This is a genomic window from Oceanobacillus sojae (assembly GCF_900162665.1).
In the GTDB taxonomy this organism is placed as follows: domain Bacteria; phylum Bacillota; class Bacilli; order Bacillales; family Amphibacillaceae; genus Oceanobacillus; species Oceanobacillus sojae_A.
Window position 1 is genome coordinate 1 of record NZ_LT727808.1, and the last position, 13,666, is coordinate 13,666.

At 41.0% G+C, this 13,666-nt stretch carries 12 protein-coding genes; 3 read left to right on the forward strand and 9 right to left on the reverse strand.

What is annotated here, in order from left to right:
* Positions 1 to 148: 148 nt before the first annotated feature.
* From BN1068_RS00250 to BN1068_RS00260, 3 genes are all read right to left on the reverse strand, one after another.
* Positions 149 to 442: a hypothetical protein gene (locus BN1068_RS00250; protein WP_077600839.1), complete on the reverse strand. Its 294-nt coding sequence runs from the start codon at positions 440 to 442 to the stop codon at positions 149 to 151.
* A gap of 416 nt (positions 443 to 858) precedes the next feature.
* Positions 859 to 3,930, reverse strand: coding sequence for an efflux RND transporter permease subunit (locus BN1068_RS00255; RefSeq protein WP_303046887.1), 3,072 nt, complete (start codon positions 3,928 to 3,930; stop codon positions 859 to 861).
* A 3-nt stretch (positions 3,931 to 3,933) separates the two neighbouring features.
* Entirely contained in the window at positions 3,934 to 4,800 is an 867-nt protein-coding gene (locus BN1068_RS00260) for an efflux RND transporter periplasmic adaptor subunit (RefSeq protein WP_077600840.1), read from the reverse strand.
* A 649-nt stretch (positions 4,801 to 5,449) separates the two neighbouring features.
* Here BN1068_RS00260 and BN1068_RS00265 point away from each other — a divergent pair.
* The 3 genes from BN1068_RS00265 (at position 5,450) to BN1068_RS00275 (ending at position 8,766) form a co-directional block, all read left to right on the forward strand.
* A complete protein-coding gene (locus tag BN1068_RS00265) occupies positions 5,450 to 6,442 on the forward strand; it encodes an ABC transporter substrate-binding protein (protein WP_077600841.1) in 993 nt (330 codons plus the stop codon).
* Between the two features lie 258 nt (positions 6,443 to 6,700).
* Positions 6,701 to 7,558, forward strand: coding sequence for an ABC transporter permease (locus BN1068_RS00270; RefSeq protein ID WP_077600850.1), 858 nt, complete (start codon positions 6,701 to 6,703; stop codon positions 7,556 to 7,558).
* Entirely contained in the window at positions 7,558 to 8,766 is a 1,209-nt protein-coding gene (locus BN1068_RS00275; RefSeq protein WP_077600842.1) for a quaternary amine ABC transporter ATP-binding protein, read from the forward strand. Before BN1068_RS00270 ends, BN1068_RS00275 begins: the two co-directional genes overlap by 1 nt.
* Positions 8,767 to 8,862: 96 nt before the next feature.
* Here the strand turns inward: BN1068_RS00275 and BN1068_RS00280 are convergent, their stop codons facing one another.
* The 6 genes from BN1068_RS00280 to BN1068_RS00305 form a co-directional block, all read right to left on the reverse strand.
* The gene (locus BN1068_RS00280; protein WP_077600843.1) at positions 8,863 to 9,087 is read right to left on the reverse strand and encodes a hypothetical protein; all 225 of its coding nucleotides are present in this window, start codon (positions 9,085 to 9,087) and stop codon (positions 8,863 to 8,865) included.
* 110 nt (positions 9,088 to 9,197) lie between these two features.
* Positions 9,198 to 9,620 (reverse strand): 3-hydroxyacyl-ACP dehydratase FabZ, encoded by a 423-nt coding sequence (fabZ, locus tag BN1068_RS00285; RefSeq protein ID WP_077600844.1) that lies wholly within the window; start codon positions 9,618 to 9,620, stop codon positions 9,198 to 9,200.
* Positions 9,621 to 9,707: 87 nt separating this feature from the next.
* Positions 9,708 to 10,040 (reverse strand): DNA-directed RNA polymerase subunit beta, encoded by a 333-nt coding sequence (locus tag BN1068_RS00290; RefSeq protein WP_077600845.1) that lies wholly within the window; start codon positions 10,038 to 10,040, stop codon positions 9,708 to 9,710.
* A gap of 147 nt (positions 10,041 to 10,187) precedes the next feature.
* Entirely contained in the window at positions 10,188 to 11,006 is an 819-nt protein-coding gene (locus BN1068_RS00295) for a flagellar hook-basal body protein (protein WP_077600846.1), read from the reverse strand.
* A gap of 13 nt (positions 11,007 to 11,019) precedes the next feature.
* Positions 11,020 to 11,829 carry a flagellar hook-basal body protein gene (locus BN1068_RS00300; protein WP_077600847.1) on the reverse strand — a complete coding sequence of 270 codons (810 nt, stop codon included), beginning with the start codon at positions 11,827 to 11,829 and terminating at the stop codon, positions 11,020 to 11,022.
* Between the two features lie 94 nt (positions 11,830 to 11,923).
* Positions 11,924 to 12,925 carry a rod shape-determining protein gene (locus BN1068_RS00305; protein ID WP_077600848.1) on the reverse strand — a complete coding sequence of 334 codons (1,002 nt, stop codon included), beginning with the start codon at positions 12,923 to 12,925 and terminating at the stop codon, positions 11,924 to 11,926.
* Positions 12,926 to 13,666 lie beyond the last annotated feature (741 nt).

A 13,666-nucleotide genomic window follows, 5' to 3' on the forward strand; every position in this document is an offset into this window, starting at 1 on the left:
AAGGTTAACAACTTTCTTCTTAAAGTCAATATTATAAGTTTTTCGTTTCTTCCCCACAAAAAATCCCCCTATAGTAGACAGATTAACGTGCTTTCTTTTTACTGTCTACTATAGGGGGATCATATCAGTCTGCAAGCGGCTTATTTTTTTAATATCTTCTTGATTGAAATACGGAAATAATGAGCACGATGCTTGTTAACCAATGCAGCACCATGCCGACAATCGGAATGAATCCAATAATACTTGTAATAATCCCTAAAACACTTCCTGCTATCCATCTTCTGTTGCGGCTGGCAAGCACCAGTGTGATAATATGAAGAACCAGCATTACAAATAATGGTGTATAGCCGGATCCCATAATATATAGACCGCCGAACAGCGGAATTCCAAGCAGCCCTTCAAATACACCTGTCAGTAATTGCATAATTTGAGATAATACCATTTTATCCCCCTTCTCCTTGCTTTCCTTTTCTCTTATCATACCCGATTTTCGACTAGAACGGACATTTTTTAAAGAAAATCGATGTATTTTTACCTTGTCATTAAACATTTTTCTACTACGCTAAGCTTTATTTAGAAAAACCAAGAAAATCACTTGGTCTTTAAAATACTGGTGTTCTTGCCGAGGGGATGTCCGCTACGGGAAGTCGCTTTCCGCGGGCAACGCTTCAGCCTCCTCGAAAGAAGAGCACTTTCTGCGGGGTCTTCACCTGTTGCTTTTCCCGCAGGAGTCGACTTCCCTTCGCTCCCATCTTTGAAGAAATATGTTTCATTTGCTTTCTTTTAAAAAAGGAAGCTCCCGCTAATAAGCTTTTTACCTTTATAGCGGGAGCTGACCTTCTTTTTTCACTCTTTTCGTTAGCTTTTTGCTGCTTTCTTCCGTTTTCTTCTTCCCGTTACTTTCTTCGTCATATTATCAAAGATCAGATAGATAACAGGTACAAAGAATAAGGTAAAGATACTGGAAACCGTTAACCCGAAGATAATCGTTACTGCTAACGGCTGCTGCAGTTCTGCTCCTTCACCGATACCTAATCCTAATGGAATCATCGCCAGAATGGTAGTGAGTGATGTCATCAGAATCGGACGCAGTCTGGATCGCCCTGCTTCAATGATTGCTTCCAGCTGATCCATGCCCCGTCTGCGCAGAATATTAATATAGTCGACAAGGACGATGGAATTATTAACAACTATACCGGCGAGCATGATGATACCGATAAAGCCAGCTACACTGAGCGATATATTAGTAATAAATAATCCGCCGATAACTCCAACAATTGTTGTTGGCAATGCAAACATAATAATAAATGGCTGCAGGAGATTCTCAAATTGCACTGCAAGAACAATATACACTAAGAAAATCGAAAAGATGAGTGCTAATCCAAGATCCATAAAGGCATCTTCCATATCCTCTGCCTGACCGCCAATATGATAGCTATAGCCTTCCGGGAAGTCTATTTGATTAAGCTTCGATTCTATATCCGATACAACACTTCCTAAATCCCGGTCAACCACTCCGGAGCTGATATTCATCTGTGCCTGCTGATTTTCTCTCAACAGTGTCTGTGGACCTTCAGCCTGTTCTATCTCGACAAGTTCATCCAATGGCACTGTTGCTCCTGATGGTGATTGAATGCTCGTATCCAGCAGATCCTCAATACTTGTACGGGTATCTTCCGGATAGGAAAGACTGATATCAATTTCCTGGCCACTCTCACGATATTGCCCGACTACCTGCCCGGAGAACTTCATCTCCAGCTGGCTGGTGATTTGCGCTCCTGATAAACCATAGCTGGATGCAAGGTCCTCGTCTACACGAATCTCCATTTGCGGAATACCGTCTTCTGCTGTGGAAGTTGCGTTTGTCACGCCTTCTATCTCTTCTACTTCTGCAAGCACCTGCTCCGATAAATCAATAAGCGTCCCATTTTCTGGTCCGTTTAATTGTATGGTTATCGGGTCGCCCATCTGCATACCGCCATCCATGGCAGAGGCTGCGATTTCACCGCCTGCAATACGCTGCACCCGATCATCAATTTCCTTCATAATCTGTTCGGTCGAGCGGCCACGTTCAGATGCCGGCACCAATTGTAATGTATAGGTTGACTGGTTCATGCTGCCTGTAAAGTCGGAAGATCCAATGGTGACATAGTTGACCTCCATATATTCCTCATAGTCTGCTAAAATCTCATCGACTTGTTCTGTAATATTCATGGTATAGTCCAGGCTGCTTCCCGGCGGAGTTTCTACTGAAATCTGCGCCTGCCCCTGGTCGGCTGACGGCATAAACTCCATCCCAATTCGAGGAATCAGGAAAAGACTTCCTATAATCGCTAAAATCGTTACCAGTACAGTGGTTTTTCTAAATTTTAATACTCTCTGCAAACCATTTCCATAACGATTCCTGAGCCAATTTAAGAATTGATCAAACCAATATCTTTTCCCGGAGCCTTCCATGACATTTGCTAACAGCTTGGAAGACAGCATCGGAACCAGGGTAATTGCTACGACTAAGGAAGCAATTAAGGAAAAGGATACCGTAAGAGCCAGCGGTTTAAATAAATCGGATGATATACCTTCTACAAAAACAATTGGCAAGAATACTACTAATGTTGTTGTTGTCGAAGCAATAACTGCCGGTGCCAGCTCAATGGAGCCCTTGGTCGCAGCCTCAAACAGGCTGTAGCCTCTTCGCCGGTAGGAATAAATATTTTCTAAAATAATAATCGAGCTGTCCAGCATCATCCCAATCCCTAAAGCTAATCCTCCCAGAGAAAGGACATTCAATGTCTGTCCTGTAAAGTACATCAATACAAAGGTCGCTATAATAGCAATTGGAATCGATAATCCAATAACAATTGTTGCACGGACACTCTTTAAAAATAAAAGCAGGATCAGGAAGGAGATGGCTCCTCCGATTAAAATATTATTCATTACAGAGTCAATCGACATCTCAATAAATTCAGATGTATCAATGATTGTTTTTAAATCAAGTCCTTCCGGTAAATCCTCGATAATTCCCGGCATTGCATCTGTAATATTGGATGCCACTTCGACCGTGTTCGCATCTGTCTGCTTCATAACAGACAGAACAAGTGCATGCTCGCCGTTTACCATCGTTTCAGAGGAAGCATCTTTAAAATCATCCTGCACGGTTGCTATATCAGAAATGCGGACAATACCGCCTGCTTCTGACTGAATTTGTGTATTCTCGATATCCTCGATGCTGTCAAATTCACCAATGACACGAATCTGTAAATCCTGGTCCCCCTGCTCTACTGTGCCAATCGAGGATGAGCTGTTAGAGCTTCCGAGCGTATCCATCACTGTTTGAGGCGATATCCCGTATTGTTCCAGACTTGCCTCATCCAATTCAATTTGAATCTCTCTTTCTAAGCCCCCTTCAATCGTGACAGAGGCTACGCCTTCCTGTCTTTCAAAGAAAGGAACGATTTGCTGGTCTGCTATTTCTGTTAACTCGGCTAAATCATCGCCAGTTAACCCTAAGTACATGACCGGAAGTGAATCCGGACTGAAGCGAAGAATATTCGGATCTCCTGCTCCTTCCGGCAGCATTCCTTTTACTTGATCGACCTGTTCTCTCACATCCAATAAGGCCTGATCTAAATCTGTTCCGTTTTGAAACATCATCATAACCATGGATGAACCAGATTGGGATTGCGATTGAACGGTATCTATTCCTTCTACTGCACTTACTGCTGATTCCAGCGGTCTGCTGATTAAATTCTGGATATCCTCCGGCGCGGCGTCTTGGTAATTTGTCGCAACAACTGCTACCGGCAAATCTATTTCAGGGAAAAGATCGACCGCAAGATTGCGCAGTGACATGAATCCTAAAGCAAGAACAGCCAATACAATCATAATGACACCAATCGGCCGTTTTACAGAAGTTCTGATAAGCTGTTTCAAAATCTATTCCCCTTTCACTACTTCGACAGAATTGCCGTCTTCTAATCCGGATTGGCCAGTTATTACAATCTCTTCCTCTGCTTCTATATCGCCTTCTATTGCTGTTTGCTGCGATTGCATGGTAACTACAGAAACCGTCCGCTGCTCAACTGTTTCATCATCCGTTACAACAAATACAAAGGATTCTCCTTCACTTTCTACAATTGCTTCTGTCGGTACTAATAAAGCATCGGATTCGACTGTTTCATCCACTGTTATCTTTGCAACAGATCCAGAGATAAAGGATGAATCTCCCGCCTCGAATGTTGCTGTAACAGAATACAGTCCTGTATCATCAGGAACCCGGTCCATATTTGTAACCGTCGCTGTCTTTTCTTCCCCATTTACTGTCAGCGTTACTTCATCATCGATATTTAAGAGTCTCAGCACGCTTTCAGATACACTGCCAGTTGCCTGCCATTCATCTGTATCCGCAATCAGCATAAACGGTTCTTCCGGATCAATATTCTCTCCTTCACCTGCCTGGATTTGAATGATTTCTCCAGCTTCAGGTGCATCAACAGATTGTGTATTGCCATCAAAAGATAAATCAGCAACTGTATCGTTTTCTTCGACTTTATCTCCAGCCTTTACTTCTAATGTATCCACCTCTAAAGGCTGTTCAATCATAATCGGGGTTACTTGAGAGGCTTCAAGCCGGGCACTAAACGTTCTTTCCCGGGTTAAATTCCCTTCCTTGACCTCATCTGTCTGTACAGAAGTAACCTCTTCCTCTCCGCTCTCTTCAGCGGATTCATTCTCATCTTCTGAACACGCTGCTAAAATAAGCAGCAAAAAAATCAATCCTATTGCTCCCATCTTCTTTTTCATAGTTGTGTATGTACTCCTTCCATATTTTAGCTGGAGATAAGTTCCTCCAGTTTCTTTATTAAATTTTACTTCCTTATGTAGTACGAAAGTTTCGTATATATTGTTTCAACTAATTTCTCTTTTCAGTATATCTGTTGAAAAATACTCCGGCAAACTTTGTCTGCCTGATGAGATTAAATATTCAGCCTGTCTCCCGGCTATATTTTTTATTATCCAATTTTACGTCTGGTGCAGGTTTAAATCCTCTTTTAAATGGGAATGTATATACAACATTAATTTTCCCATTATTTCGACAAAAACCAAATTACAATCTTTACGTTTTCATGACATCTTATACGCATTTTAGAGCATTCTCGACAATTATAACGATATACACATATAATCCCGCCTTAATTTCGCTATACATAGAAATATGCACCTTTATACAGTTTTAAGCGCTTTGTTTATTCTTACATGTATAAGGTATAATAAAGAATCGAATCACCGTCATCTTCCATACTAATGCACTACCCTCGCCCTGCTTTCGATACAAATAAATAAGTTTATTTACCCTCTGTAAAGTGTTCTTTAAGTTTTAAATACTATTTTGCTTAACTTTTTATCAGAACATATGCCTGAAAATTACCAAAATAAAAAGGAGACGGAAAAAATGAAAAAATTACTTATTGCTTTGACGACTTTGTCAATTCTCTTTTTAGCTGCATGTGGTGGCTCTTCAGATGGAGAAATTGACACCATTGTTTTTACTGACGCCGGCTGGGACAGCGTGAATGTACATAATTATATTGCCGGAAAAATTGTTGAAGAGGGATATGGCTATGATACAGATATAACTTCTGGATCAACAGCTGCAACAATGCAGGGACTGAAAGATGGAGATATTAATGTAAATATGGAGGTATGGACAGATAATATCCGGGAGCTTTATGAAGAATTGACGGAAGCTGGTGATATTGAAACATTATCTGTTAACTTTGATGATAATAATCAGGGAATTTACGTTCCGGCCTATGTCATTGAAGGAGATCCGGACAGAGGGATTGAGCCGCTTGCGCCTGATTTGAAGACAGTAGAGGATTTAAAAAAGTATCCTGAAGTATTCGAAGATCCGGAAGATCCCGGAAAAGGCCGTTTAATTAACGCTCCAAGCGGCTGGGAAGTAGAACAGGCAATTAATGATAAATTTGATTTTTATGGACTGGATGAAACATTCAACAACTTCAGCCCGGGATCTGATTCTGCTATTATTACAGATTTAGCCCGTGCTTATAAAGCAGGAGAAGGCTGGGTTGGCTACTACTGGTCACCTACTGCAATCACAGCAAAATATGATTTAATTTTATTAGAAGAAGCACCATATGATGAAGAAACCTGGGAAGAGTCCAGAGGCACAGAATTCCCGCCAAATGATGTGGTTATCTCTGTACATTCCGATTTTCCAGAACAGGCACCAGAGGTTGCTGAATTCCTGGAGCACTATGAAACAAGCAGTGCACTGACGGAAGAAGCTTTAGAGTACATGGAGGATAATGAAGCGTCTACTGAAGAGGCTGCTCTATGGTGGATGCAAGAGCATGAAGATATTTGGACAGAATGGGTTCCAGATGATGTCGCTCAGGATGTACTTGACTCGCTTGAATAATAGAACATGAAAAATATGGAGTAGCTTGCCATCAGGCTGGCTGCTCTTTGTTTACCACAGCATGAGCGTCCGTAATTTTCCCTCTGGTATATTTTGTTTGCCGGGAAAAAAGGCCGCTTCATCTTCTGATTAACCCAGCTAAAATTTAGAGGGGGAAAAGCTTTCTCTAAATCAAGTTTCGTTTGACCATTGTACACATATGAATAAACACATAAAAAAGGGGAGGTAAATACTGCTTTTTCAGCAGTTATAATGCTTATGATTAGTTTTCCAGATATTACTTTCGAAGCCGGTAAGTATGTTGATGACCTTGTCAGTTTTCTTGCCGATAATTTAGAAGCTTTATTTGATTTTATATTTTTTGTAACATCCAGATCCATTAGTGGCCTCACAGATTTCCTTATGATTATTCCATGGTGGCTGTTTATTATTATCATCTTTTTACTCGGGTGGTATTTCAAATCTTTTTTCTCCGGTATTTTATATGGCATATTTATATTTCTCATCGGGACTTTTGGACTTTGGGAAGAAATGATGATTACGATTTCCATTATTTTAACTGCCGTTATTATTTGTTTAATTATCGGAATTCCGCTTGGAGTTGCGATGGCATTTAATAAGTGGGTTTCCATGATATTACGTCCTATTCTTGATGCTATGCAGACGATGCCGAGTTTTGTGTATTTAATTCCGGCAATTTTCTTCTTCGGACTGGGTAACGTTTCCGCTATCTTCGCTACACTGATTTATTCCTTGCCGCCGGTTATCCGTTTAACAGATCTGGCTATCCGCGGGGTTGATAAAGAAGTGGTTGAATCGGCACATTCTTTCGGTTCTTCCAGATGGCAAACCTTAACAAAGGTTCAGTTGCCGCAAGCATTGCCGACAATTATGGCCGGGGTCAATCAGACAACCATGATGGCATTGGCAATGGTGGTAATTGCATCCATGGTTGGGGCATCCGGCCTTGGGGAGCAGGTTCTTGTATCGATTAACCGGATTGATATCGCGCTCGGTTTTGAAGCTGGTATCAGTATCGTATTCTTAGCAATTATTATTGACCGGATTACAAATGGAATTGCTGAAAAAGTACAACGTCGTGGGGGTAATCAATAATGACTGTACAAATTCAAGTAAAAAACGTATCTAAAATATTTGGTTCCAAGCCAAAATCCGCTATTCCTTTGATCAAAAAAGGGTTATCCAAGGAAGAAATTTTAAAGAAAACCAATCATACAGTAGGTGTCTATGATGCTACCTTTGATATTAATAAAGGAGAAGTTTTCGTTATTATGGGACTGTCGGGAAGTGGAAAATCAACCTTAATCCGCTGCTTCAATCTATTGAATAAACCGACAGACGGTTCGATTTTATTAGACGGACAGGATATTACCAAGTGCAGCCGGGATGAGCTGAAAAAGGTCCGGCAGGAAAAAATCGCCATGGTTTTCCAGCATTTCGGTCTATTCAGTCACCGGACTATTTTAGCAAATGTGGAGTATGGTTTAGAAATTCGTAATGTACCTAAAGAAAAACGGCGGGAAATTGCACAGCAGAATATTGAAACAGTAGGATTAAAAGGCTATGAGGATAAATATCCGGATGAATTATCCGGCGGGATGCAGCAGCGTGTCGGCTTAGCCCGCGCACTCACCAATGATCCTGACATTCTCTTAATGGATGAGCCTTTCAGTGCGCTTGATCCGTTAATTCGCCGGGAAATGCAGCTGGAGCTGTTAGATATTCAGGAACGGCTGCAGAAAACGATTATTTTTATTACCCATGATGTGAATGAAGCCTTCCGGATTGGTGACCGTGTGGCGGTAATGAAGGATGGACATGTGGAGCAGGTCGGGACTCCGGAAGAAATCATTGCTAATCCCGCCAATGAGTATATTTCCGAGTTTATTAAGGATATCGACCGTTCGAAGGTGTTCCAGGCCAGTCATATTATGACAAAGCCAAATGCGCTTGTTTCCAATAAGGATGGTTTAAATGTAGCGATAAAAGAAATGCGTGAGAACGGAATTTCCAGTGTATTTGTCGTTGACCGTTCCAGACGGATTCAGGGCATTGTAACCATTGACGATGCTATTCAAGGGATCAAAGAAAAGAAATCATTAAGCGATGTAATCAGAGAAGATATTACTATTGTTAATGAAGAGGAATATATCAACGATTTAATTCCAAAAGCATTAGAATCAAGCTTCCCTCTAGCTGTAGTAAATGAGGATAACAAGCTTGTCGGCTATATCTTACGTGTTCACGTATTATCCGGACTCACCTCTGATGACGTGAACGAAAGCGAAGAATATGTTTATTAAGCAGGATTAATATAGAAGTATAACTTGTTCAAAAAGAAAGAAGAAGGTAATGGATGTAAGAGGTTCATTTCCTTCTTCTCTATTTTTTAGAGCTGCTTACTCATTGTTGCGAGGAAGTTCTTCATCTTCATCGAAGTTATTTGTGTCATCTCTGTCCATTTGATCATTGTCATTTTGGTCATTATTCAATTCATCTTCTCTTTCTTCATGATCAATGGTCGGGTTATCATCCGCCGGTTCTTCATCATTAGATGTACCGCATGCAGTCATCAATGTAAGAGCGAAAATAGAAGTACCAACTTTTAATAATACCTTTTTCATAAAAAATTCCTCCCTTCTAAAATAACCTATTGCTCGAAATTAGGTTCTCCCAGAAAAGAGGAATCATACACTTTTTAAGATATTCATTCAGGAAATTTATTACATTGCCTTTATTTGATCGCAAATGTAATTTCTGCTTCGCATGCAACTTCCCCATTGACAGTTGCAATACCTTTTCCTTTGCCAATTGGCCCCTTCATACGAATAATTTCGACTGTCAGCTCCAGCTGATCACCCGGCTTCACCTGACGTTTGAAGCGGCATTTATCTACTCCTGCTAAAAAGCCAATTTTACCTTTATTCTGTTCCATCCCCAAAACGGCAATTGCCCCCGTTTGTGCCAAGGCTTCTAAAATAAGTACGCCAGGCATTACCGGATAGTCAGGAAAATGGCCGGGAAAAAATGGTTCGTTTGCTGTTACATTTTTAATAGCTGTGACTTTCTTGCCTTCTTCTATATCCTTTACCTGATCCACTAATAAAAACGGATAACGGTGTGGCAATACTTCTTTAATTTGTTGAATGTCCATCATTTTCAACGACTCCTTTTATATGTATGTATTGTCATTATAGCTGATTTATAAATTGAAAAACATATTCGTCCATCATCGAATATGTTTTTAATCTACTTTATTTACAATATCGACAATATGCTGCCAGGTTTCCATGCGCAGCACATCTAACGGAGACCCGTTGCCCAGAACGGCAAAGCCGATCATTAAACCAACGATAAAAGCAGCTGCGGCGAATATCAATACAACGATAATACGCAGCCAGATTGGGAAAATACGCAATCTCGGTCTGCTAAGCTTCTGTTTACGTTTACTCTGCTGCTTTTCTTTCTTTTCCGTCTTTCTGGAAATTTCTTGTTTTACTGCTTGTTCCTCACTCGCTGCTGCAGACTCTTCCTCTGCTTGGTGTGAGGTCTTTTGTGAAGATGGATTATTCGTCATTTCTGTAACTCCTTATAAGAAGATGTTTAAAAAGGTTCCTAAAAGTGACGCTTCAAATTTCCCGGTCTCTTTTTTCAATCTTTTTAAACACTGACTATGTATGGCCCAGTTTATTCCTGCTGTCAGAGCACAACTAATGGACGAGATTCAGGAACGGATTGTGTTCACTAATCCGGACATTTGATCACCCATCGTAATGGAACGTGAGTTAAACTGATAAAGCCGTTGTGCTGCAATCATATCTGTCATTGCCCGTGATAAGTCAACGTTGGACTGCTCCAGAGATTGCGGTTGAATAACAACACCCTCTCCGGCATATGCCTGAATAATTTCATCTGCATCAGCCTCTGCTGATACGGAGAAGAAATTATCACCCTCTGCTTCCAAAGCGCTCGGACGCACCGCTTCCACAATGGCTAATTCAGCTTCTGCAGCCTGATTGTCACCACGGGTCACTATTAACTGCCCCCGGTCATTAAATTCAATGGAATCAAACCCATCCTGAATTTCAATAGGGCCTTCTTGTCCGATAATAGGGTGACCATCGGAAGTTGTCAAGGCAAGTGTATCTCCTTCAGCTGGAGAAAGATAAAAGGAGCCGTCTCTTGTATAGACCATCTCTTCCTGTCCGTTTTCTATCCGGTTCACCTGAAAAAAGGTGTTCTCTCCAGTTAATGCAGCATCTAATACCCGATTCGTCTCGACCAGGCTTCCCTGCTGCTGATTTAAATGTATTGCACCCAAACCTGCTCCAGATCCAACTCGGATTCCATCGGGAGTCAATCTGCCCTCGGCATTTTCCAGTGCATTTAAATTATTTATCTGCTGGTTTAACAAGGAAGAAAATTCTACTTGTCTGCTCTTATATCCAGTTGTCCCATTATTAGAAATATTATTTCCAATAATATCGAGCTTGTTCTGAATTTGATTCATTGTTACTGCTGCCTGATTCATAATGCGTGACATGTCAGATTCCTCCCTAACTTAAGCGGCCAATTTCTGTGACTGCTTTTCCCAGACTTTCATCATACACCCGTAAAACGCGCTGATTGGATTCAAACAGGCGGTATGCATTCATCATATCTGTCATTGATTGTGCCGTATTTACATTAGACTGCTCCAAAGCGCCCTGCTGTAATGTATAATCCGCATCTCCCGGCACAGCTGCTGCATCCCCTTGAAAAAGATCATTTCCTTCTTTAATCAATGTGTTTGCATCAGCTACATACTGTGTACCAAGTGTAATATCTCCGCCGGCTGTCGGAATAACTCCTTCCGGGCTGATGATATCAATGGTTCCATCTGTCTGGATGTTATTGCCGTTTTCGTCTAAAACATAATACCCCTGATTTGTTACGAGGTAGCCGTCTGCATCAATCGTAAAATTCCCGTTTCGCGTGTAGCGTACATCTCCATCATTATTCTGAACTGTGAAAAAGATGGCTCCATTCTCATCAGGCACTTCTCTTTGGTTAATGGCAATATCTGTTGGCAAACCTGATTCAACTATATCACCCTGAGCATAATGCGGAATTGTTTCCTGAACATATACACCTGTATTCAGCCCGCCCAATTGACGGGAAGAAGGAATATTGAAACCTCCCTGTGTTGTCGGAATACGATTTGCGCCGCCCATCTGTTCAATTAATAATTCCGGAAAAGCACGAATAGCCGTTTGATCCGCCTTATACCCTGGAGTATTTGCATTAGCAATATTATTAGACAGTGCTTCCTGCTGCCGCTGCTGCGTCATCATTCCACTTGCTGCTGTGTATAGACCTCTTAACACAAAGCCGCCTCCTCCATAATAGAAAGTGTTAAAAAAGACGCACTGGCAGCAATAAATTGAAGCTTGCTGCCAACGGTTGTCTTTTTAAAACTTGTCAGTTAACACTTCTTTTTTCAAGCTTATCAATATTTTCAAGCATAATTCCTGTTCCCTTTGCTACACAATCCATCGGATCCTCAGCAATAAAGATAGGAACCTTCAACTCTTCAGCCAATAATTGATCAACGCCATGAAGCAGTGCTCCACCGCCGGTTAAAATAACCCCTCTATCAATAATATCTGCTGATAATTCTGGTGGTGTCTGCTCAAGAACTGCTTTGGCAGCCTGAACAATCAGGGCTACCGATTCCATTAATGCCTGCTGGATTTCCTCCGATTCAATCGTTATCGTTCTTGGTAATCCCGATACCATATCACGGCCTCTGATTTCCATGGATTCCTTACGTGAACCAGGGAATACGGTAGCTACATTAATTTTAATATCTTCTGCTGTACGTTCACCGATAAGCAGTTTATATTGCTTCTTAATGTATTGAAGAATATCCCAGTCAAACTTATCTCCGGCCATTTTCACGGATTGAGAGGTTACAATGCCGCCCATAGACAGTACTGCCACATCGGTTGTACCTCCTCCGATATCTACCACCATATTTCCGCTTGGCTGGTAAATATCCATGCCGGCACCAATTGCAGCTACTTTAGGCTCTTCCTCTAAGTATATGCGTTTTCCGCCAGACTTTTCTGCCGCTTCTTTAATTGCTTTCTGTTCTACCTTTGTAATGTTTGTCGGGCAGCAGATAAGCATTCTCGGCTTTGATAAAACACCTTTGACGTTAATCTTATTTATAAAATATCTTAACATTGCTTCTGTGACATCAAAATCGGCGATAACTCCGTCCTTTAACGGGCGCAGCGCTTCTATGTTACCCGGTGTACGTCCAACCATACGGCGGGCTTCTTCTCCAACTTCGAGTACACGGTTCGTATTACGATCCATGGCAACGACAGATGGTTCATTTAAAACTATTCCTTTTCCTTTAACGTGTATCAATACATTTGCGGTACCAAGATCAATCCCAATATCTCTGGAAAACATGAATCTAAATCCTCCTAGCGTTACTATCTTGCACCGTCCTAAGACAAAATGCTACTAGTATACTATTTTACCACAAAATACGGTAATTAACTGTATGAAAAAAATATTTTTTTGTTTTTTTGGCGGTCTTATTTAAAAAAGTTCAAATTATTATCTTTTTGGTTGGGTTCATTGATTATTTTCTTTGATATGAGTAAAGTATATGAATTGAATGTTAGAAGCAGCCGCTCCAGAAAAATACTACGCTTTCCATGGGCTTGCGCTCAGCCTCCTCAGAAAAAAGAAGACCACTTTTTTCCTGCGGGGTCTTCCCACTACGCTTTCCCATAGGAGTCTCCGTATTTTTCTTCCGCTGGTTAGTGTATAGAGCTATAATTTAATCATTTTCATTAAAACAAACAATGTAATTTATTATCTCAACTTTTTCATCCTATAATAATTAAGTCAACTTTAGCATCTAAGAATAACCATATAAACCTTGCTGTTCCAGGATGTTCATGGTCTCTATTATCATGCTTGCTTTTAGCTAACTCATCTTTTTATTTTTTGAACAGGTTATTGTGTATAACTTCCGCTCCGGCCAACCACTCCGCTTTCCATGGGGACGGCTTCAACTAACTTGAAAAGAAACCCGCTTTTCAAGTGGATCTTCAGCTCGCCCTGTTCCCATAGGAGTCTACGTGGTTGGCCTGCGCTCTAATAGGATTCTACAGCGCATGGAAGAAATAATATCCTGATGAA